Below are 19,017 nucleotides of genomic sequence, written 5' to 3'. Positions count from 1 at the left end.
AAGACGGCAACAATCAGAAGTTATGGAGGGTAACAATGGAATATAGTAAGGAAGATTTAATGGAAGCAAAAAAGCAAATTTGGGGAGTGGGAGAGAACATGGGAACAGAGGAAAGTAAAAAAATCTGGGAGGAGAACGCACAATTTTGGGATAATGCAATGGGTGACGAATCTAATGAATTTCACAGAGAGGTAGTGCGTCCCAAAGTAACGGAACTTCTATCTCCTAATCCTGCGGATTACATTTTGGATATTGCGTGTGGCAATGGAAATTATTCTTCGTATCTTGCACAAAGAGGCGCTTCGGTTGTCGCTTTTGATTACAGCAAAAAAATGATAGAATTGGCTAAAAGACGGCAATCACAATATGCAAAACAAATTGAATTTTGTGTGGCGGATGCGACCGATAGAAAAAGTATATTAGAATTAAAAAGAAATCGAGCCTTTACGAAAGCAGTTTCTAATATGGCAATTATGGATATTACGGATATTGAACCACTTCTTATGGCTGTTTATGAACTGTTGCAGGAAAGCGGAATTTTTGTCTTTGCAACGCAACACCCTTGTTTTGTCACGTTGACTGAAAAATATATGACACCGCACAGTTACTATGATATAGCGATTGAAGGGCAACCGAAAGAGCAGATTTATTATCATCGTTCCATACAAGATATTTTTAACCTTTGTTTTAGAGCTGGATTTGTCATTGATGGATTTTATGAAGAATGTTTTAAAACCAACAAAGAAATTCCTATGGTAATGATAGTAAGGCTTAAGAAGGTAAAACGTGATAGCTTAAAATAAATTCAAGTTTGTCGGGTAAATAGCAAACCCAGCCGAGCCAGTCAACGGTCAAGATGAACGGCGCATATGCGCAGCCGTTGACAGCCCCGCCCGCCTTTGCTGGTAGGCAATCAAGGGGCGACAGCAAGAAGTGCCACCGCCCCGCACTATTATTCAGAAAGGGGAATTTCCATGACCGACCAGATAGCCTATCAAGAATATATCCAGCGCAGGTACAACGCCTTTTGCAAGACTGTTATCCGCTGTGCCGCCTTGGACAAGATTTTGAAGCTTAAACGGCAATGGGAACGGCAAGTTTCCCTTGACTATCTGATGAACGAGAAGTTTGTCCAGTTTGCCGCGTCGGAGCCGGACGAGGAATACCCATTTACCGTCTGCGGTCAGACCGTCCTGCTCTGCAACGCCGCCCTTGCCGACGCGATCTCTGTTTTGCCGGAGCAGACGCGGGAAGAAATCCTGCGCTATTACTTTCTGCGCCAGCCGCAGCGCGTGATCGGCGCGTGTATTGGCCGGTCACGCAGCACAGCGGGGCGGCATATCCAGCTTGCCTTGCAGCGGCTACGCGAAGAAATGGGGGTGAGCCGGTATGAGTAGACTTCTCCCCTATGAAACAATCCTCAAAGCCCGTGAGGGCGACCCAGAAGCCGTGAACGCTGTCCTGCTCCACTACGCCGGATATATCCGCTATTTCTCAAAAGTGAACGGGCAGGTCAACGCCGAGGTGGAGGACTATGTAAAGCAGCGGTTAATTGACTGTCAATTCAAGTTCCGGCTTGACGAACCACCGGACAAGTCATAAAAACTGAATACCAGCCGCCACCGACGCGGCCAGCGAAAGCAGTAAGTCTTGAAAAAGATTTACTGCTTTTTTTGTTGTCCGGCTCCGCTCCCGGCCATTTTGCCCCCTGCCGGTTGTAGTAGTAAGCGAGGAGGGAATTTTTCTGCCCTGGTGTTTGGCATTTGGAGCATTTACCCGTAGTAGAGGGCAAAGAGAAAGGATTTCTCCAACACCGGGTAGAAACCACTGCGTCCGGTGTCATTTTAGCGAAAGCGGGCAGGAATGCCCTTTACAGGATTAGTAGTAGCAGAAAAAGAGAAACAAACTTTTGTGGTTGCAGTTTTCCAAAAAAGTGGCGGACGGAAGTGAGAGAAAGTTTGCAGTCACGGAGAGCAAGTTTCTACCACGGTGCCAAAATCCGCAATTCTGCAGTTTTGCCCCTCGCGGGAAACTTGTTGGGGAGTGCCTTCCCCAAACCCTGCTCATGCGCCCTTACGGGCGAGAAAGGAGGTCACACCATGCGAAAGAAATACAACACGCCCCACCGCAGCCGCGTTGTGAAAACCCGGCTGTCCGAAGATGAGTATGCCGACTTCACAGCGCGGCTTGCGCCCTATGGTATCAGCCAGTCCGAATTTCTCCGGCAGGCGATACGGCGGGCGACCATACGCCCGGTTGTCCATGTGTCGTCGGTCAATGACGAGTTGCTTTCCGCTGTCGGGAAGCTGACAGCCGAGTACGGCAGGATCGGCGGCAACCTCAATCAGATTGCCCGGTATCTGAACGAATACGGCGTACCCTACAACACCCTTTCCGGCGAGGTACGCGCCGCCATATCCGACCTTGCCGTCCTCAAGTATGAAGTCCTCAAGAAAGTAGGTGACGCGGTTGGCAACACTCAAGCATATCAACTCTAAAAACGCCGACTACGGAGCCGCCGAGCAATATCTTCTCTTTGAGCATGACGAGTTTACCATGAAGCCCGTCCTTGATGAAACCGGCAGGCTTATCCCCCGCGAGGACTACCGGCTGTCCACGCTGAACTGCGACGGGGAGGATTTTGCCGTTGCGTGTATGCGGGCCAATCTCCGCTATCAGAAAAACCAGCGGCGGGAAGATGTGAAAAGCCACCACTACATCATCAGCTTTGACCCGCGGGACGGGCCGGACAACGGCCTGACCGTAGACCGGGCGCAGGCGTTGGGGGAACAATTCTGTAAAGAGCATTTTCCCGGCCACCAGGCCCTTGTCTGCACCCACCCGGACGGGCATAACCACAGCGGCAACATTCATGTGCATATCGTCATAAACAGCCTGCGGATTGAGGAAGTGCCGTTCCTGCCCTACATGGACAGGCCGGCCGATACGAAAGTCGGCTGCAAGCACCGATGTACCGACGCTGCCCTGCGCTACTTCAAATCCGAAGTCATGGAGATGTGCCACCGGGAGGGGCTTTATCAAATCGACCTCTTGAACGGCAGCAAGAACCGCGTCACCGACCGGGAGTATTGGGCGCAGAAAAAGGGACAGGCCGCGCTGGACAAGCAGAACGCCCCCATGATTGCCGATAGTATCACGCCCCGGCAGACCAAGTTTGAAACGAACAAGGAGAAGCTGCGGCAGACCCTACGGAAAGCCCTTGCCACCGCCGCCAGCTTTGACGAGTTTTCCTCTCTGTTGCTGCAGGAGGGTGTGACCGTCAAGGAGAGCCGGGGGCGGCTTTCCTACCTCACGCCGGACAGGACAAAGCCAATTACCGCCCGGAAGCTGGGCGACGATTTTGACCGCGCCGCTGTCTTTGCCGTTTTAGAGCAAAACGCCGCCAGAGCAGCCGAAGCGCCAGCCAGATCCCCCGATCCCCCACGCACCATAAAAGACCGCTTGCAGGTTGCCAGAGCCGAGATAGCCGCCCCGAAACAGGACGGAGTGCAGCGGCTTGTGGACATTGAGCAGAAAATGGCCGAGGGCAAAGGCCGGGGCTATGAACGCTGGGCGAAGATACACAATCTGAAGCAGGCCGCCAAAACGCTGTCCGTCTACCAGCAATACGGCTTTACTTCCCCGGAGCAGTTAGAAGCCGCCGTTGACACCGCCTATCAGAAAATGCGCCAGACCAGCGGCGAACTGAAAGCACTGGAAACGAAGCTGCAAGGGAAAAAGAAGTTGCAGCGGCAGGTGTTGGCCTACGCCCAGACCAAGGCCGCCCGCGACGGGCTGCGGGCACAGAAATCCGAGAAAGCCCGCGCCGCATACCGGCAGGCCCATGAGAGCGATTTTATCATAGCCGACGCAGCAGCCCGGTATTTCAAGGCGCATGGCATTACCAAGCTGCCCGCCCGGAAAGCGTTGCAGGCCGAGATCGAGCAGCTTATCTCCGAGAAAGACGGCCTGTATAACACCTATCACGAACAGAAACAGCGGTTCAAGGAGTTGCAGACCGTCAAGCGGAACATCGACCAGATTTTGCGCCGGGACGAGCCGCACCGCAGAAAGGAGCAGAGCCATGAGCGATAACCTGCCCCACATGGACTACCGCCAGCACCGGCGGGCGCGGCGGCTGGTACATGAGTGCTGTAACTACGATGAGGGGAACTGCCTGCTATTGGACGACGGGGAGCCTTGCGTGTGCGTCCAGAGCATTTCCTTTTCCCTCATGTGCCACTGGTTCCGTGTGGCTGTCCTGCCCCTTGACGGGGAGCTGGCCGCAGCCCTCTTGTGCCGGGGAAGCCGGAAACGGTGTGCCGTCTGCGGGGCGGCCTTTGTCCCCAAATCCAACCGGGGAAAATACTGCCCCGACTGCGCCGGGCGCATGAAGAAAATCAAAGCCGCCGAGAGAAAGCGGAAACAAAGGCAGAGATGTCAAGCTTTAGAGCCTTTCAAACCCGCATAAATCAAGGCTTTTTTCGTGGGTGTCAAAGGGTACGCGATACATTTATCCTTTTCCCCCGGAAACGGCGTTTTAATGCGTGACAATACGCCAAAATCAACCCGAACACAGGGAGGTGATCCTATCGCTGATTATATCAGGGCAGACACGCGGCTGCCCGCCTATCTGCCGTATCCCCGTTTCCTGCTGAAAATGGAGATTTCACAGACCGCCAAGCTGCTGTATTCGCTGCTGTTAGACCGTTCCACCCTCTCCCAGAAAAACAAGTGGCTGGACGACGAGGGCAGGATTTATATTATCTATCCCATCGCGGAGATAGCAGAAATACTGGATAAAGGCAGCACCACCATCAAGGGGGCGCTTAATGAACTGGACACGGCGGGGCTGTTGGAACGGGAACGGGGCGGCTTCTCCGCACCGAACCGGCTTTATGTCAAAGTACCGCCAGTGCCACAGGTACAGTTTTCAGACCAACTGATGGCCGGAAGTCCGCCCCTCATAGAGCCGGAAAACCGTCCTACTGATGGTCAGAAAACCGACCTTATGATGGTCGGAAAACCGTCCCCTAACCAAACTACTATAAACAACCTTACAGAGAGCCAAACAAAGGGAGTGAGTGGGGGGCCGTCCGCGCCCTATGGCCGATATGGAAATATTTTTCTGTCACAGACCGAATACGACGAGTTGCAGGCAGAGTACCCTGACAGGCTGGAACGGTTCATCGAGGAAATGAGCCGCTACCTTGCCGCCAACGGGAAAAGCTACCAGAACTATGCCGCCGCCCTGCGGATATGGGCGGGGAACGACAAAAAGGAAGCCCCTAAAAAGGGCATACCAGACTACTCATGCAAGGAGGGCGAGAGTTTATGAAGAATGAAATCAACGCGGTTTTGGAGAATATGACGACCACCATCCCGGAGCCGGAGGACTACACCGGCGAGGACGGTTTACTGTACTGCGGCAAGTGCCGCAAGCCGAAAGAAGCCTATTTTGCGCCGGATAAGGCCGCTATCTTCGGGCGCGACCGCCACCCGGCAGAGTGCGACTGCCAGAGAACCGCCCGCGAGGAACGGGAAGCCGCCGAAAAGCGGCGCAGACACCTTGACACCGTGGAAGAACTGAAACGCCGGGGCTTTACCGACCCCACCATGCGGGACTGGACTTTCGAGAACGACAACGGCAGGAACCCGCAGACCGGGCTTGCCCGCCGGTATGTGGAGCATTGGGAAGATATGCGGACAGACAATATCGGCTGCCTGTTCTGGGGCGGCGTAGGCACCGGCAAAAGCTACCTTGCAGGCTGTATCGCAAACGCCCTCATGGAGAAAGAAATCCCCGTCCGCATGACGAACTTTGCTCTTATCCTCAATGACCTTGCCGCCAGCTTTGAGGGGCGCAACGAGTACATTTCCCGCCTTTGTCGTTATCCGCTGCTGATCCTTGACGACTTCGGCATGGAACGCGGGACGGAATACGGGCTGGAACAGGTGTTCAATGTGATTGACAGCCGTTACCGCAGCGGCAAGCCGCTGATCGTCACGACCAACCTTACGCTGGACGACCTGCACAACCCGGAGGACACCGCCCATTCCCGGATTTATGACCGCCTGCTTTCCATGTGCGTCCCGGTACGCTTTACCGGCGACAACTTCCGGCAGGAAACCGCCAAGCGGAAAATGGAGAGCATGAAGAAACTGATTACCGACTGAAAGGAGTATTGCCTATGGCAGATAACAAGCAGCACGACACCCGCACCACCCGCCGCCCTGACTGTGTGACGGAAATCCGCATGGGCAATTCCGTCCTTGTCGTGTCCGGCTATTTCAAGAAAGACACCACAACCACAGCCGCCGACAAAATGGCGCGGGTACTGGAAGCGGAAGCCGCTGCTACACAGGAGCCGACTTATCCGGCGTGAACCGGGGCATGGAAAAGCGGCCATGCCAGGGAGCATGACCGCTGGAACGAAAATCGGAAGTGCTTTAGCAATTCTTAATCTCATTCTCTATAAAATAATTTGCAATTTCAAAGGCTTTTATTCTTCTCTTTGCCAATGTGATTTGTGATTTATAACGCTCGGAATTATCCTTTGATTCAAATGTTTTTACTGTTTCTCTTAGCTTGTGCAGAGTTGAATCAATTTGCCTTTTGGCCGCGGTTAATTCATCTATTGTATACTTCATGTTTTCTCCTTTAACTTCTGATTTTTTTGTTAAATCAGAGTATACCACGGAGTTATGAACTTTTCTACTGCAAATATGGGACGACAACCCATACCATAAAAATCGGAAAATTGAAAAGCTGTAAAGAAGCAAATTTAACGCTTTTGCCGCTGTACAGCCCCCGCCGTTCCGTGGTACAATGAAACCACGGAATAGTGGGGCTGGCTGTCGGAAACGGAGGATTTTATGTTAAGACAAGCCACCCAAAACCTCATTACCGCCCTTTATCCGAGATTGTCCCACGAGGATGAATTGCAAGGCGAGAGTAATTCCATATCGAACCAAAAAAGGATACTCGAAACCTACGCAAAACAGAACGGCTTTACCAATCTGCGCTGGTACACCGACGACGGTTTTTCCGGCGCGAACTTCCAGCGGCCCGGATTTCAAGCCATGCTTGCGGACATTGAAGCCGGGAAAGTGGGTACGGTCATCGTCAAGGACATGAGCCGGTTAGGGCGAAACTACTTGCAGGTAGGGTTTTACACGGAAATGCTGTTCCCTCAAAAGGGTGTGCGTTTTATCGCTGTCAACGATAATGTGGACAGTGCCAGCGAGGGCATGGACAACGATTTTACCCCGCTGCGAAATCTGTTCAATGAATGGCTGGTGAGAGATACGAGCAAGAAAATCAAGGCAGTGAAAAAGTCAAAAGGCATGAGCGGCAAGCCTGTTACCAGCAAGCCGGTTTACGGCTATGTGATGGACGAGGACGAGAATTTTATTATAGACGAGGAAGCCGCCCCGGTGGTGCAGCAGATTTACCAGCTTTGCCTTGCCGGGAACGGCCCGACCAAGATTGCCCGTATGCTGACGGAGCAGCAAATCCCCACGCCGGGGACGCTGGAATATCAGCGGACAGGCAGCACCCGCCGTTATCACCCAGGCTATGAGTGCAAATGGGCGACCAACACCGTCGTTCATATCCTCGAAAACCGAGAGTACACCGGATGTCTGGTGAACTTCAAAACGGAAAAGCCTTCTTATAAGGTCAAGCACAGCATAGAGAACCCCGTCGAGAAGCAGGCCATTTTCGAGAACCACCATGAGCCGATCATCGACAAGGAAACATGGGAACGGGTGCAGGAGTTACGCAAACAGCGCAAACGCCCGAACCGCTACGATGAAGTGGGGCTGTTCTCCGGGATTTTGTTCTGCGCCGACTGCGGCCATGTGCTGTATCAGCAGCGGTATCAGAACAAAGACCGCAAACAGGACTGCTACATCTGCGGCAGCTACAAGAAGCGCACCCGCAACTGTACGGCGCACTTTATCCGCACCGATCTGTTGACCGCTGGTGTCCTGGCAAATCTCCGGCAAGTGACCGAATACGCAGCCAAGCATGAGAGCCGGTTTGTGAAACTACTTGTCCAGCAGAACGAGATCGGCGGCAAGCGAAAGACCGCCGCAGCCATCAAGCAGCTTGAACAGGCGCAGGAACGCATTTCTGAAATCAGCCGCATTATCAAGCGGCTGTATGAGGACAATGTAAACGGCAAAATCAGCGATGAGCGTTTCATGGAACTGTCGGCTGACTACGAAGCCGAGCAAGCGGAGCTGAAAAAGAGAGCCGCCGCCCTGCAAGCCGAACTGGACAAGTCACAGGCAGCTACCGTCAACGCCGAGAAATTTATGGGCATTGTCCGCAAGCACCTTGCCTTTGAAGAACTGACCCCCACTCTCTTGCGGGAAATGATCGAGAAAATTGTGGTGCATGAGTGCAGCTATGATGAGAACGGCACCCGCAGGCAGGACATTGAGATTTATTACAGCTTTGTCGGCAAGATTGACTTGCCCGAATAACCGCCCGACCTATCCGACACAATGGCCAAGTGTCGGATAGGAACGGCAAAATTTTTTGCACTTCTATTGCTTCTTTATCACACATAAGCAAAGTCCTAGGGCATGAAGCAGCTTATGGCTAAGTAGATGTAATCAAGAAAAGAAAGGAAAAGCACAATCCAGACGGAACCGGCGGTTGTATCAAGAAATATTTGTGGAATAGCAAGAACTTTGATATAATGGGAACAGAAACCCCGGAACCGGGAGAAAGGCAGGAGGATAAATGCACATAAGCTATAAACCCCTCTGGCACACGCTGGTTGAGCGCAATATGAGGAAAGAGGACTTGCGGATTGCCGCCGGTCTTACCACAAATATGATTGCCAACATGGGTAAAGGCAAAAACATTAGCATGGAAACGCTGGTTCGTATCTGCGAAACCTTGAATTGTGGAATTTTGGATGTGATTGAGTTGGAACAGGATGACGCTCAACAGGAAAGGTAGTTGGACAATGGAATACAAGATTGATGATAAAGGGCTAAAGGCATCCCAATTTATTGAATTTGTAAATAAGGTATGGCCGGGAAATTATGATATAAGCAAAACACAGGACGCTTTATCTAAAACTTTGAATATAACTGTTTATGATGAGAAAAGACTTGTGGGTTGTCTGCGTATTCTTTCAGACGGATATTTCTTCGGAACAATTACCGAACTACTTATACTTCCAGAGTATCAAAAGCAAGGGATAGGAAGCCGACTTATCCAACTTGCCAAGGAGAATACTCCCACCATGCTGTATTTTGGTTCACAGCCGGGAATTGAAGCGTTTTATGAAAAGAATGGTTGTCAGAGAAGTTTACAGTCCTACATCATAGAAAAGGAATGATGGGATAGCACAAATTCAAGGAGGTACTGTAATGAAGATAGAGATTGGGAAAGATTTTCCACGGTATTTCAAACCTTCATATCCAGAAGAATTTGAGTTGTTTTCACATTTTGAAGTATCCGCAGGAATACCAACAGTTTTGTTTGCAATCACTACATGGAAAGAAAACGGGAAACCGAATGTCTGTTTCCATTCATGGAGTTGCTTTCATGGAGATAAAACTGCTTTCTTCGCAGTAATGGGAAATCTATATCAGCATACCCACACCTATGCCAATATCAAAAGGGAAAAATGCTTTTGTATCAACTTTCTCCCGATAAGCTATTATGATAAGTTGGTAGACACAATCAAACACAACGATATGGAAACAGACGAATTTGCAGTAGGTCATTTTACGCTTTCCAATGCAAAAACCATTCATGCACCAGTCATTCAAGAGGCATTTATCAATATGGAATGTACCTTGAAGGAAACACAGGATTTAAGCGGCGCAGGAATAGCAGCTATGGTTATCGGCCAAGTGCAACACATTTCTGTTGAGAAAGAATATGCACAAGGCTATGAGCAGAGATATGGAAAAGATGGTTTTATGATGCTAATACCGGCACCACAAAACCTTGTCACCGGGGAACCAAACCAATCTGCGATTGCTACGGTAAAGATAGAAAGGTTAGATTAGAAAATGGGTAAATTGCAGGAAATTCCCGGAGTTGGAAAAAATATTGAACAAGATTTAATAAACATTGGCATACGAGAGATTTCCGACTTAAAAGGAAAGAAGCCAGAAGAATTGTATTTGCAGGATTGTCTATACAAAGGATTTCAGGAAGATAAGTGCCAGCTTTATGTTTTCCGCCTTGCCGTGTATTTTGCCGAACATGAAACCCATGAAGCAGAAAAATTAAAATGGTGGTATTGGAAAGATAAAGAATATCCGGGCAAAGAATAAAAAGTGAATATCATCCCCTAAACTAATTGCCGTTGCAGGAACACTCATTCCCACAACGGCAGTTTTTCATTTCCACGGTCTGCGCCGGAAGTTCATACCAGACTGCTTTATTAGCGGGGATTTCTTGAACAGCTTCTTCAAAAGGCTTCGTTCCTCTTGTGAGAGCCGCTTATATTTGAGCCGGAACGCCTTGCAGAATATCTCCGTGAATTGCTGAACCCTGTCCCCCGGCGATTGCATGGCTTTTTGTACTTCCCGTATCAGTTCATCGGCGGGCGTGGTATCCGGCGCACTTTCGCTGTCATTTTCGTGCGCCTTGCGTATGTCGTGGAGAATGACGTCCCATGTTTTGTGCGTCACATGGCAAAAGAAATCTTCTTCCTCTACCTGACAGGCTTCCAATATTTTGATTGCCCGGTCTGCCATAGCTTCGGGATGTTCTTCCAGTATCATAGCCCGTAAAGCAGCCAGTGAGCTGTTTGTGTCATGGAAGTGCATGGTTGCTATCCCGTCCACATAGATTTCTGCGTCTGCCAGCAGTTCCTTGAATTTTTCATGGGAGATAATCTCACACAGCAGCCGGTTGTTGAAGCGTTCACTTTTCAGCAGTTCCACGACTTCATCACTCAAATGCAGTTCTTCTATCGGCGTGTTTTCATATTTCCGATTGTTGGTAAGGCCGAGCAGATAGTCAACGGACACTTTATAGAAGTCTGCCAGCTTCAACAGGCTGCCGTGATTGATTTCCTTGTATTCATCGTTGTCGTTTTCATAGCTGCCGAGGGCTGATTTTGAAATGCCGGTTTCCTGCGCCAGTTCTTCCAGATTTAAGCCCCGTTCCACCCGTAAATCTTTCAGGCGTTCCTGTACGGAAATGCGGGTTTTCATAGATACATCGCTCCTTCCTGCGGCTGGCTGCCGCCGTCAATCCCATTATACCATACCCGTTCCGCAATCGTGGAAATTTTCGATTTTGGGGCGGTTTTCCTACTTTGTGGATATACGGGAGAAGGCTCAAAAATGTGCCATAATGGGCTTAGTTCATCGATGGATTATTCCAATCGAATGACCGGCCTGTATGGGATATGCTCCCCGGCGATGTAGCGCAACGACTTGCGGCAGGGAAATGGAGGAACCCTGACCGCAACGAGCGTACCAAAGGGAGCGAAACGCCGTTGTGAGAGCCAGGGGCAGGAACGACATCAGGGTGAACCGGCGAAAATGAACACCGAATTGATACCGAAACACAACAATCCGATAGGGCGTAGTCTACCCTATCCGTAATACTACGGGGGATTTCCGGGCGGTTCTATGGCCGCTTTTTCCCTGAAAATCGCCCCGAAACACGACACTGAAATCTGCTATCCGTCTATTGCGGCTGTTACGGCTGAAATGGGCGGATTTTTGTTTAAGGAGGCACCATGCCGAGAATGCCGAAAAAGAGGAAGCTGGAACTGTCCTTCTTCCTCAATGAACGGGGGCGGGTAACGTACAACGACCTTTGCCGGAAATGCCAGCGCACTTGTAAGCAGAGTTTCCGGGCGGTCATTGTGGACTGCCCCCATTATCTTTCCAAACGCTCAAAACGAAAAGTAAAGGAGGACACCGATTGAATGGAAGTTGAATTTATGACCGCAGACACCGCCCTGCCGCCCTGTATGCCGCTGCCGAGAGCCATGCTGCGGCTCCCGATCAGCAGCACCGCAAAGGTCATGTACGCCCGGATGTTGGATATTGTTTTCCTGTCCGGCATAGAGGACGCCAACGGGATTTTATTTATCCATTTCCCCATCGTGGAACTGGCGGCGGCACTTACCCGCAGCACCATGACCGTGAAGCGTTCCCTGAATGAATTGGAGGACGCCGGACTGATACTGCGGGTGCGTCAGGGCTTCGGGGAACCCAACAAGATATATGTACTCATTCCGGGGAAGGAGGACAGCCGCCTATGAATGAAAAACTGGAAGTACTCAATCAGGAGATAGAAAAAACGGAAAAGAAGCTGCGGAGGGCGCAGCATGAAGAAAAGATGTTGGAACACCAGATAAAGACGCTGACACGGAAGGAACGGACACACCGGCTTTGCACCAGAGCCGCCATGCTGGAAAGCTACCTCCCCCACCCGGAAGCCATCACGGATGAACAGGTCAGTTTGTTCTTGAAGCTGCTATTCCACAAAGACAGCACCCGTCAGCTTATGGAAAAAGTATTTGCCGGAAACGGTAATTTTCAGGGAGAGGACGCAGGCCGGAAACGGCCATGATGGCTTCCAGAGCCGCAGCCCGTGGACTGCCCCTCTGAAAGAGGGCGCAACTATACACCGGTCAAGCCGGTGCGTTGCGTCCTGCCGGAAGCCCCTCGCAGGGAGCAGATGATTTCCGCAGATTTTCAATCTGTTCCAATCATCACAGGGGAAGCTACACTTCCCCTGCGCTGGCCGCCAGCTACCCCTTTGTGGACTTGCCGCCCGGGAACACCTTGCGCTGCAAGCTGTTCCCGTTCAGCAAGTTTCAAAATTTAATTTCAGCAATATGGAAAGCATACTTGACATTTGGGCTTGCTATGCTATAATGAAGATACGGAAAGTAAACTTTCCATTAGAAAGGAGGTTCGCATGAAAAACAGACTGGAAGAACTCCGAAAACAGAGAGGAATCAAGCAAGAAGAATTAGCAAATGCATTGGAAGTATCACGGCAAACAATCGGCTCTTTAGAAAATGGGCGCTACAACCCGTCAATTCAGTTAGCATTTAAAATCGCAAAATATTTTAACATGAGCATTGAAGAAATTTTTATATATGAGGAGGAAGAAAAATGAAAACTAAGATAACGGGATATGCAGTTACTATTATTGGATTGCTGCTATTGGCGGCAGGGTTGTGTTTGTTAAAAATGAATGGCGATCCACAGGGTATTATGCTTGCGTTGCCTTATGTATGTATTGGTATTGGATGTGGCCTGTTTGGTCAGGGCATGGGAAATATAATTTCCGAACGGGCTGTTCGTAGTAACCCGGAAATACAAAAGAAGTTAGAAATCGAAAAAAATGATGAACGCAATATTGCAATCGCCAATCGAGCCAAAGGAAAAGCATATGATATGATGACTTTTGTTTATGGTGCTTTAATGGTATCATTCGCCCTCATGGGGATTGACATGATTGCTGTTCTCCTTCTCGTTTTCGCTTATCTTTTTGTTCACGGTTTTGCTCTTTACTACCGTTTCAAGTTTGATAAAGAAATGTAAAACAACCAATTAAATACCAGCCGCCCACCGGCGGCACCACCGAGCAGGAAATCATGGAACGGTTTCCTGCTTTTTCTATGCCCGGACGCCGGGAGAAAGGAGGCCACAATCCGTCATGCCACCATGCCCGCACTTTGACTTAAAAATCGTCCAGCGCAGCAAGCGCCAGTCTGCCGTTGCTGCCGCCGCCTATCAGAGCGGGGAACGGCTGTTTTCCGAATACGACCAGAAGCAGAAATACTATTCCCATAAAAGCGAAATCGTCCACACCGAAATCATGCTGCCGCCCCACGCCCCGCCGGAGTACGCAGACCGCAATACCTTGTGGAACGCCGCCGAAGCGATTGAAAAACAATGGAACTCCCAGCTTGCCCGAAGATTAGTGCTTGCCATACCGAGGGATATTCCCCCGGCGCAGCAAGCCGACCTTATCCGGGACTACTGCCGGGAGTTTTTTGTTTCCAAAGGCATGATTGCCGACTTTGCCATCCATGACAAGGGGGACGGCAACCCCCACGCCCATATCCTCTTTACCATGCGGGGGATGGACGAACAGGGAAAGTGGCTCCCAAAGAGCCGGAAGGTCTACGACCTTGACGAGAACGGCGAGCGTATCTGGAGGACGGCAGGCTGGAACTCTCCAACAACCGTGCCGAGCGCAGCATTAAGCCCTTTGTCATAGGCCGGAAGAACTGGCTCTTTTCCAACACCCCGGCCGGCGCCCAGTCCAGCGCTGTGATCTACAGCCTGATTGAGACCGCAAAGGAGAACGACCTGAATCCCTACCGCTACCTGGTTTGGCTCCTGCACAACGCGCCTGACATGAGCCAGACGGATGAAGCCTGGGCCGAATCTTTCCTCCCGGTGAACGCACCCCAGGAATGCAGAAGTCCTAAATCATAATAGAACTGCAGGCCGCCATCTCAATGCACAGGCACTGAGATGGCGGCCTTTTTATGCGCAGGGAGATTTGACGGTTACAAACACAGAACATTTTCTTCCGTGTTTCGTGGTTTTTCTTTTATTTTCTTCTGATTTCTAAACTAATTTTGCGAGTTCAGAAAACCTATTGTTATTCCCACTCGCTCCTGTTAGAAGTTTTCTAAACAGATTTGCTTATGGAATTTAACTCAAGGTATTGGCATTATTTCCATTATTCAGATAGTAGAGGCTATCTGATTTTTTGTTGCCATGATGTTGCCACCACAGATAAGAAATTATGCTTAGTCTCGGGAAAATTGTACTATTAATCCGTGCTAGAATCTTCTGTTTTTAGTTTTCCGACATCGGGATGTTCACCACCCCCCAACCATTCTCCTGTTGCGAGCCAAAGTTCATAGTAATATAACCATTCTATTGTCCAGGGGATGATGGTATTGGCTAATAATTGAGACGAATTAAACTCTGAATATCTATATAGGCAAATTCGCACCATTTTATTTTCGGAGTCTACGTCAAACTTGTGCGGAAAATTAATGTCATCTAGTTTTTCTAGCTCATCGCCGATAACCCAGACTCTCGGACTTTTCCCGGGCTGATATACTAAGATGACTCTGTACTCCTTGGAAAGGGCTGTAGGCCGTATTTTTCCCGTCCAAAACAATTGATTTTTCTTTTTATCAATGCTGCAGTTTGCCTCTCTATATGCTGCACATAATGCAACTTTTTGCTGTATTAATGTGAATGATGATCTTTTATAATAGTGACCTTTACTTGCCAAAGAAAGTATGTCCTCCTACCTTTTTGCTCGTTTGTGAGGATGTAGTTTTTAATCCACCAGTTAAACCATCTGCATACAATGACTTATTATCACGAGCGATTTTAGTAGCATTCCCATCATCAACAAAAGACCGTTTCACAACATTTCGTCCAAAACAGCACTCTAGAGACTCCGAAACATTGTGAAGGCCCTGGGCTTTTATTGGAGAAATTAAAATATCTGTTCTGGCAGATTGCAACCACTTATAAAACTCCTGTGCTTTCTCTGGATTCTCATTCCATTTATCGGCAAAATTCTCCTCAGGCATAACAGGGTTCTTGATAACGAAGGAATCGCCTACCTTATCGATATACTTTGGCATATTTTCTACAATGTTGCTGAGAGCTTCATAAACGCTAGATTCATTGTTATACGCATGAGCAGCCAGTGTAGTGATGATAATTGATATTGGGGCATTGTCCTTTCGAGCCTCCGGCAAAGCATCATACATAATATCTCTATGCCGCTTTAACAACTGAATTGCACGTTGCAGAGGAGTTTTCACCTTATATAACGGAATTTTACTAATTTCAACTTGATTTTTTATAGAAAAGTCCTTTCTAACTTCATCAAGTCTGGTTCGCATTCTTTCTTCAAACCAATCATGATATCTATACGGATTGCTAAATTTGGGGATATATCTTCCGTCATCAAGTTTATGCGTAAGTTTGATCTCAGTTAAATACGGCTCAACATAATATCGATTATTTGGAACACAAGGAAGTATGTCCATATGAAATTCGTCATAGCAAAGAGTCCAACAACGTTTTCCTTCAGGTTCAAGCATCGCCGAATATGTTTTGTGTTGCTGCAACCTATCACCGACCGTTTTTTTAATTTCAGCCTCGCTCATTAAAATAGCATTTTTTAGCAAGCAAACCAAATCTATGTCGTATTCATCTGCATCAGACACTGGACGAATAACTGTGCCTAAATAAAACGATCCTTGAGGCATAATTTTTACCTCAGAGGTTGTAGCATCGCAATCACCAAGCCACTCTCCAACGGCACGATAGCTTCTCTCGGCTTTTTCTCTCATCGTGGCTGATATATCCAAGTTCTCGGCTATATTAAAAAGGTATTTATCTAGTAACTTTTCTTTATCTGTCATCATTCTCCTCCCCAATCTTTAATGTTTCAAAGAAACCGTTATATTCGTCATAAATTATCATGATCGGATATGTATTAATCATGTACCTTCTGCCAATCTCAAATGCCGCTGAAACCGGAACAGCCGGGAACAGATGGATCTTACATCTACCACCATGGTTATTTAAGATTTCATCAAGTGTATTTTGGTATATATGCCAAAATTCGCTTAAATCTTGTGGGCTTTTGATACAATCAACTCCGGTAACATCTGCTTTGATTTTATATACGGCTTCGTATTCTCCTGCACTGAAAACACGATCATTTTGCACATCATTGGTTAAGGATATATTGAGTGCAATTATACCATTAGATGTATTAGTTTTCAAAACTTCCACAGTGAACCTATTTGTAAGTTCTTTTGCTTGCCACTCCCATGTGTCGGGAAAGCGTGTTTTCTGATAAACATCACAGGACAGTTTATCTCCAAACAATTCGCCGAGCTTTGCAATTAGTGGAATGGGAGCTATGGGAAATACAGAAAAGTTAGCGTCTCTAAACTGAATGGCTGGATTGCGTATATATGAGTTAAATAGGATTTGCAACTGATTCCAGCAATCACTCCAATACTCTTTTGAAGTATATGGATGAAAGGACTTAACCTGAATATTAACGCCGTAAGATGAACCTGGCTGCTTATCTGGAAGGACGGCTTTTGCTGCTAATTTATAATCAACGTTAACATCTGTAACACCTTTGATTGGAGATGAAAAGCATACAACTTCCGTCTTTGGGACATTAAATAGACTACAAACTTTCTCGATTTTCCCTTCGTGCGCTTTTTTCATGTCCTTTAACCGCTCTACAGGATAGTCTCTCGGGCCGGTTGTAGGATTGTCAATTAATTTGTGATGATCTGCGCACATCAGCATAAGATTTTCTAACTTATCCGAAAGCAATGGTGACAGCGTTTTATCCCCGCGAGGCCCTTTAACGCTTGAAGCAACAATATGTGCGACATAAGCATTATTAAACTCAGCTAAAGTAACTCCGTCGAAAAAAAGCCTTTTGTTACACCCCTCAAATTCACACATTCCTGCGGCTTTACTGCACAGCATTCGAATAGTGTTTTCTGATGGTGCCTTATTTCGTCCCATCCTAATTGCACCCTCCATCATCTCGGCCCTAAAAACTTGTCGCCATTCAAATGAATCATGTGATCCGGCATATCTGCAATCCAAACTTCAGTTTCCCAAGTAAGCGTCTCAGAAAACTTCTTGAATGTCTTAAAATTCAGAAAAGCTGTAACATAAATTTTCCCCGCAGTTACGCCGGTGGTCATTTCTTCAATCTCTTTGATATGTTTCGGTTCCATCGGCCAACATTAGTCAGCCGTCCATCTGGAATCAAAATCTTCCTTATTCATTTCCAAGTTAGCATTCAGCTGACTTAAAACTTGCTTCCCGCCTGGCATCATTTTCAAGGATGCTAGATATTGTTTAATAGCAGTCCTTAGATCCTTCAAAGATGTCTTTGACTTAATCCAGTTCTGTGGCACAAACATCTTACCACTATCCGTTGCTTCAGAGGACGCAGTCTCCAATGCCATATTCAAACAACTACCAGCAGTTTCAACAACTGTGTCCAGTAATCCACCAGCATTCAATTTCTTCAATACTACAGCTGGACTTGGAACAGAATCATTCATTTTATTGATTTCACAAAAGATTACCGAAATTGCGTACAGCTGGTGGTATGGTGCATAGGATTTCATAGCCAACAGGGTTTCATTTAGCCCCATCGGATTGTCCTTATCCCATTTTGCATATAGTGTACTGAACAGCACATTCAATGCTTGAATATTTTCAGGTGCATACTCGCGGCGGAACAATTGATCAAAATATTTATCAAAAATTTTTGTTTCACCGTAAGAAAGGTTCGGCCGTTGTGAATGCCAAGCTATTAGCTGTTTACCGAGATCGGTTAAGTTTACTACATGGGCTGTGTTATATTTGACACTATCAACTTTTTCTCCCCGCTTGGTCACAAAGTAACCATCAGGATAGAACTGCTCATAGGCTTTTTTCATTGCCAAGACTGCTTTATCATTACTCCGCAAATCACGGGCTTTAACTGCGCTTTGGCTATTTGTAGAAGTACTAATACTATCCGCTCTTTCAGCGTCACTGATTTCATAAAATCGGAACAATATGTATGCATTATCAGCTTTTTTAGCTAACTCGCTACAACTAAATATCGTACTTAGAGACTGACATCCATTAACAACATTCAATTCTTTAACCGACAGTATCCTATTATGAACCGACATCTGGGAACAGATTGCCGTAATTCCATTATGTAAGAAGAAAAAATCACCTGCATTGTTCTTAATTGTCCGTGCAATTCCTTTGTTGACTTTGTTGCTCGATCCTAACGATTGCCGCACATTTTTTCGGAACAAGCTCCCATCTTTAATTCCGGGTATTTTGACGCAATCTTTTAGTGGAAGCGCAGCAACCACGGCTTTTGTTCCATCAATCATCAGTTCCATATATTTTCCCTCTTCGAGGTTAGGCCTTGTTTGAAAAATAAAAGTTACACAAGAAACCAAG

At 47.8% G+C, this 19,017-nt stretch carries 25 protein-coding genes and 3 pseudogenes; 21 read left to right on the top strand and 7 right to left on the bottom strand.

Annotated features, from left to right (window positions below):
* Positions 1–35 precede the first annotated feature (35 nt).
* From E0E29_RS11500 to E0E29_RS11450, 9 genes are all read left to right on the top strand, one after another.
* Positions 36–803 carry a class I SAM-dependent methyltransferase gene (locus tag E0E29_RS11500; RefSeq protein WP_002586626.1) on the top strand — a complete coding sequence of 256 codons (768 nt, stop codon included), beginning with the start codon at positions 36–38 and terminating at the stop codon, positions 801–803.
* A 171-nt stretch (positions 804–974) separates the two neighbouring features.
* Positions 975–1,397 (top strand): sigma-70 RNA polymerase sigma factor region 4 domain-containing protein, encoded by a 423-nt coding sequence (locus E0E29_RS11490; protein ID WP_002586616.1) that lies wholly within the window; start codon positions 975–977, stop codon positions 1,395–1,397.
* Complete coding sequence (locus E0E29_RS11485) at positions 1,390–1,602, top strand: helix-turn-helix domain-containing protein (RefSeq protein ID WP_002586615.1); 213 nt, start codon at positions 1,390–1,392, stop codon at positions 1,600–1,602. Before E0E29_RS11490 ends, E0E29_RS11485 begins: the two co-directional genes overlap by 8 nt.
* A gap of 497 nt (positions 1,603–2,099) precedes the next feature.
* Positions 2,100–2,498 (top strand): plasmid mobilization protein, encoded by a 399-nt coding sequence (locus tag E0E29_RS11475; RefSeq protein ID WP_002596229.1) that lies wholly within the window; start codon positions 2,100–2,102, stop codon positions 2,496–2,498.
* A complete protein-coding gene (locus tag E0E29_RS11470; RefSeq protein WP_002596230.1) occupies positions 2,470–4,095 on the top strand; it encodes a relaxase/mobilization nuclease domain-containing protein in 1,626 nt (541 codons plus the stop codon). The genes E0E29_RS11475 and E0E29_RS11470 overlap by 29 nt, the downstream gene beginning before the upstream one ends.
* A complete protein-coding gene (locus E0E29_RS11465; RefSeq protein WP_130849960.1) occupies positions 4,085–4,471 on the top strand; it encodes a cysteine-rich VLP domain-containing protein in 387 nt (128 codons plus the stop codon). The genes E0E29_RS11470 and E0E29_RS11465 overlap by 11 nt, the downstream gene beginning before the upstream one ends.
* Before the next feature lie 72 nt (positions 4,472–4,543).
* Positions 4,544–5,338, top strand: a complete 795-nt coding sequence (locus E0E29_RS11460) for a replication initiator protein A (RefSeq protein ID WP_006356266.1) — start codon at positions 4,544–4,546, stop codon at positions 5,336–5,338.
* Positions 5,335–6,177 (top strand): ATP-binding protein, encoded by an 843-nt coding sequence (locus E0E29_RS11455; protein ID WP_002596233.1) that lies wholly within the window; start codon positions 5,335–5,337, stop codon positions 6,175–6,177. Before E0E29_RS11460 ends, E0E29_RS11455 begins: the two co-directional genes overlap by 4 nt.
* A gap of 14 nt (positions 6,178–6,191) precedes the next feature.
* The gene (locus E0E29_RS11450) at positions 6,192–6,386 is read left to right on the top strand and encodes a transposon-encoded TnpW family protein (RefSeq protein ID WP_002596234.1); all 195 of its coding nucleotides are present in this window, start codon (positions 6,192–6,194) and stop codon (positions 6,384–6,386) included.
* Positions 6,387–6,450: 64 nt separating this feature from the next.
* On the opposite strand, the gene E0E29_RS11445 is transcribed toward E0E29_RS11450, so the two are convergent.
* The gene (locus tag E0E29_RS11445; RefSeq protein ID WP_002596235.1) at positions 6,451–6,651 is read right to left on the bottom strand and encodes a hypothetical protein; all 201 of its coding nucleotides are present in this window, start codon (positions 6,649–6,651) and stop codon (positions 6,451–6,453) included.
* A 225-nt stretch (positions 6,652–6,876) separates the two neighbouring features.
* Between E0E29_RS11445 and E0E29_RS11440 the strand changes: the two genes are divergently transcribed.
* The 5 genes and pseudogenes from E0E29_RS11440 (at position 6,877) to E0E29_RS11420 (ending at position 10,311) form a co-directional block, all read left to right on the top strand.
* The gene (locus tag E0E29_RS11440; RefSeq protein ID WP_002596236.1) at positions 6,877–8,493 is read left to right on the top strand and encodes a recombinase family protein; all 1,617 of its coding nucleotides are present in this window, start codon (positions 6,877–6,879) and stop codon (positions 8,491–8,493) included.
* Between the two features lie 262 nt (positions 8,494–8,755).
* Positions 8,756–8,959, top strand: a pseudogene (locus E0E29_RS11435) (helix-turn-helix domain-containing protein); the annotation flags it as partial.
* A 25-nt stretch (positions 8,960–8,984) separates the two neighbouring features.
* A complete protein-coding gene (locus E0E29_RS11430; protein ID WP_130849958.1) occupies positions 8,985–9,362 on the top strand; it encodes a GNAT family N-acetyltransferase in 378 nt (125 codons plus the stop codon).
* Between the two features lie 31 nt (positions 9,363–9,393).
* Positions 9,394–10,041: a flavin reductase family protein gene (locus E0E29_RS11425; protein ID WP_130849957.1), complete on the top strand. Its 648-nt coding sequence runs from the start codon at positions 9,394–9,396 to the stop codon at positions 10,039–10,041.
* A gap of 3 nt (positions 10,042–10,044) precedes the next feature.
* Positions 10,045–10,311, top strand: a complete 267-nt coding sequence (locus E0E29_RS11420) for a helix-hairpin-helix domain-containing protein (RefSeq protein ID WP_015527896.1) — start codon at positions 10,045–10,047, stop codon at positions 10,309–10,311.
* 66 nt (positions 10,312–10,377) lie between these two features.
* Here the strand turns inward: E0E29_RS11420 and E0E29_RS11415 are convergent, their stop codons facing one another.
* Entirely contained in the window at positions 10,378–11,199 is an 822-nt protein-coding gene (locus E0E29_RS11415) for a helix-turn-helix domain-containing protein (RefSeq protein WP_130849956.1), read from the bottom strand.
* Between the two features lie 533 nt (positions 11,200–11,732).
* On the opposite strand from E0E29_RS11415, the gene E0E29_RS18755 reads away from it, so the two are divergent.
* The 7 genes and pseudogenes from E0E29_RS18755 to E0E29_RS11375 all read left to right on the top strand — a co-directional run.
* Positions 11,733–11,924 carry a hypothetical protein gene (locus E0E29_RS18755; RefSeq protein ID WP_172455309.1) on the top strand — a complete coding sequence of 64 codons (192 nt, stop codon included), beginning with the start codon at positions 11,733–11,735 and terminating at the stop codon, positions 11,922–11,924.
* On the top strand, positions 11,925–12,263 hold the full coding sequence (locus E0E29_RS11400; protein ID WP_130849955.1) for a DeoR family transcriptional regulator: 339 nt from the start codon (positions 11,925–11,927) through the stop codon (positions 12,261–12,263).
* Positions 12,260–12,574: a DUF3847 domain-containing protein gene (locus E0E29_RS11395; protein ID WP_130849954.1), complete on the top strand. Its 315-nt coding sequence runs from the start codon at positions 12,260–12,262 to the stop codon at positions 12,572–12,574. Before E0E29_RS11400 ends, E0E29_RS11395 begins: the two co-directional genes overlap by 4 nt.
* 351 nt (positions 12,575–12,925) lie before the next feature.
* The gene (locus E0E29_RS11390; protein ID WP_005603655.1) at positions 12,926–13,129 is read left to right on the top strand and encodes a helix-turn-helix transcriptional regulator; all 204 of its coding nucleotides are present in this window, start codon (positions 12,926–12,928) and stop codon (positions 13,127–13,129) included.
* A complete protein-coding gene (locus E0E29_RS11385) occupies positions 13,126–13,557 on the top strand; it encodes a DUF6442 family protein (RefSeq protein ID WP_130849953.1) in 432 nt (143 codons plus the stop codon). The genes E0E29_RS11390 and E0E29_RS11385 overlap by 4 nt, the downstream gene beginning before the upstream one ends.
* A gap of 115 nt (positions 13,558–13,672) precedes the next feature.
* Positions 13,673–14,197, top strand: a pseudogene (gene mobQ / locus E0E29_RS11380) (MobQ family relaxase); the annotation flags it as partial.
* Positions 14,170–14,460, top strand: a pseudogene (locus E0E29_RS11375) (IS66 family transposase); the annotation flags it as partial. The pseudogenes mobQ and E0E29_RS11375, both read left to right, overlap by 28 nt.
* A gap of 343 nt (positions 14,461–14,803) precedes the next feature.
* Here the strand turns inward: E0E29_RS11375 and E0E29_RS11370 are convergent.
* Genes E0E29_RS11370 through E0E29_RS11350 form a run of 5 tightly spaced genes read right to left on the bottom strand, consistent with a single transcriptional unit; the run spans position 14,804 to position 18,956 of the window.
* Positions 14,804–15,277, bottom strand: coding sequence for a type II CBASS E2 protein (locus E0E29_RS11370; protein WP_130849952.1), 474 nt, complete (start codon positions 15,275–15,277; stop codon positions 14,804–14,806).
* A complete protein-coding gene (locus E0E29_RS11365) occupies positions 15,267–16,427 on the bottom strand; it encodes a nucleotidyltransferase domain-containing protein (protein WP_130849951.1) in 1,161 nt (386 codons plus the stop codon). The genes E0E29_RS11370 and E0E29_RS11365 overlap by 11 nt, the downstream gene beginning before the upstream one ends.
* The gene (locus tag E0E29_RS11360; protein WP_165449882.1) at positions 16,417–17,562 is read right to left on the bottom strand and encodes an SAVED domain-containing protein; all 1,146 of its coding nucleotides are present in this window, start codon (positions 17,560–17,562) and stop codon (positions 16,417–16,419) included. Before E0E29_RS11360 ends, E0E29_RS11365 begins: the two co-directional genes overlap by 11 nt.
* 17 nt (positions 17,563–17,579) lie before the next feature.
* Positions 17,580–17,780 carry a BsuBI/PstI family type II restriction endonuclease gene (locus E0E29_RS11355; RefSeq protein WP_130849949.1) on the bottom strand — a complete coding sequence of 67 codons (201 nt, stop codon included), beginning with the start codon at positions 17,778–17,780 and terminating at the stop codon, positions 17,580–17,582.
* 9 nt (positions 17,781–17,789) lie between these two features.
* Positions 17,790–18,956: an AIPR family protein gene (locus E0E29_RS11350; protein WP_207303599.1), complete on the bottom strand. Its 1,167-nt coding sequence runs from the start codon at positions 18,954–18,956 to the stop codon at positions 17,790–17,792.
* Positions 18,957–19,017: the final 61 nt, after the last annotated feature.

Origin of the sequence: Intestinimonas timonensis, from assembly GCF_900626145.1 — a bacterium.
Lineage (GTDB): Bacteria > Bacillota > Clostridia > Oscillospirales > Oscillospiraceae > Intestinimonas > Intestinimonas aquisgranensis.
The sequence above is the reverse complement of the archived record's forward strand: the minus strand, read 5'-3'. Positions and strand labels throughout refer to the sequence as shown.

Bases quoted from the DNA above. Each gene is read 5' to 3' on its own strand.
- E0E29_RS11425 (WP_130849957.1), top strand. From the start codon at position 9,394: ATGAAGATAGAGATTGGGAAAGATTTTCCACGGTATTTCAAACCTTCA.
- E0E29_RS11355 (WP_130849949.1), bottom strand. From the start codon at position 17,780: ATGGAACCGAAACATATCAAAGAGATTGAAGAAATGACCACCGGCGTA.
- E0E29_RS11485 (WP_002586615.1), top strand. From the start codon at position 1,390: ATGAGTAGACTTCTCCCCTATGAAACAATCCTCAAAGCCCGTGAGGGC.
- E0E29_RS11445 (WP_002596235.1), bottom strand. From the start codon at position 6,651: ATGAAGTATACAATAGATGAATTAACCGCGGCCAAAAGGCAAATTGAT.
- E0E29_RS11440 (WP_002596236.1), top strand. From the start codon at position 6,877: ATGTTAAGACAAGCCACCCAAAACCTCATTACCGCCCTTTATCCGAGA.
- E0E29_RS11420 (WP_015527896.1), top strand. From the start codon at position 10,045: ATGGGTAAATTGCAGGAAATTCCCGGAGTTGGAAAAAATATTGAACAA.
- E0E29_RS11450 (WP_002596234.1), top strand. From the start codon at position 6,192: ATGGCAGATAACAAGCAGCACGACACCCGCACCACCCGCCGCCCTGAC.
- E0E29_RS11415 (WP_130849956.1), bottom strand. From the start codon at position 11,199: ATGAAAACCCGCATTTCCGTACAGGAACGCCTGAAAGATTTACGGGTG.
- E0E29_RS11465 (WP_130849960.1), top strand. From the start codon at position 4,085: ATGAGCGATAACCTGCCCCACATGGACTACCGCCAGCACCGGCGGGCG.
- E0E29_RS11395 (WP_130849954.1), top strand. From the start codon at position 12,260: ATGAATGAAAAACTGGAAGTACTCAATCAGGAGATAGAAAAAACGGAA.
- E0E29_RS11365 (WP_130849951.1), bottom strand. From the start codon at position 16,427: ATGACAGATAAAGAAAAGTTACTAGATAAATACCTTTTTAATATAGCC.
- E0E29_RS11460 (WP_006356266.1), top strand. From the start codon at position 4,544: ATGCGTGACAATACGCCAAAATCAACCCGAACACAGGGAGGTGATCCT.
- E0E29_RS11385 (WP_130849953.1), top strand. From the start codon at position 13,126: ATGAAAACTAAGATAACGGGATATGCAGTTACTATTATTGGATTGCTG.
- E0E29_RS11360 (WP_165449882.1), bottom strand. From the start codon at position 17,562: ATGGGACGAAATAAGGCACCATCAGAAAACACTATTCGAATGCTGTGC.
- E0E29_RS11475 (WP_002596229.1), top strand. From the start codon at position 2,100: ATGCGAAAGAAATACAACACGCCCCACCGCAGCCGCGTTGTGAAAACC.
- E0E29_RS11390 (WP_005603655.1), top strand. From the start codon at position 12,926: ATGAAAAACAGACTGGAAGAACTCCGAAAACAGAGAGGAATCAAGCAA.
- E0E29_RS11400 (WP_130849955.1), top strand. From the start codon at position 11,925: ATGGAAGTTGAATTTATGACCGCAGACACCGCCCTGCCGCCCTGTATG.
- E0E29_RS18755 (WP_172455309.1), top strand. From the start codon at position 11,733: ATGCCGAGAATGCCGAAAAAGAGGAAGCTGGAACTGTCCTTCTTCCTC.
- E0E29_RS11430 (WP_130849958.1), top strand. From the start codon at position 8,985: ATGGAATACAAGATTGATGATAAAGGGCTAAAGGCATCCCAATTTATT.
- E0E29_RS11455 (WP_002596233.1), top strand. From the start codon at position 5,335: ATGAAGAATGAAATCAACGCGGTTTTGGAGAATATGACGACCACCATC.
- E0E29_RS11490 (WP_002586616.1), top strand. From the start codon at position 975: ATGACCGACCAGATAGCCTATCAAGAATATATCCAGCGCAGGTACAAC.
- E0E29_RS11500 (WP_002586626.1), top strand. From the start codon at position 36: ATGGAATATAGTAAGGAAGATTTAATGGAAGCAAAAAAGCAAATTTGG.
- E0E29_RS11350 (WP_207303599.1), bottom strand. From the start codon at position 18,956: ATGGAACTGATGATTGATGGAACAAAAGCCGTGGTTGCTGCGCTTCCA.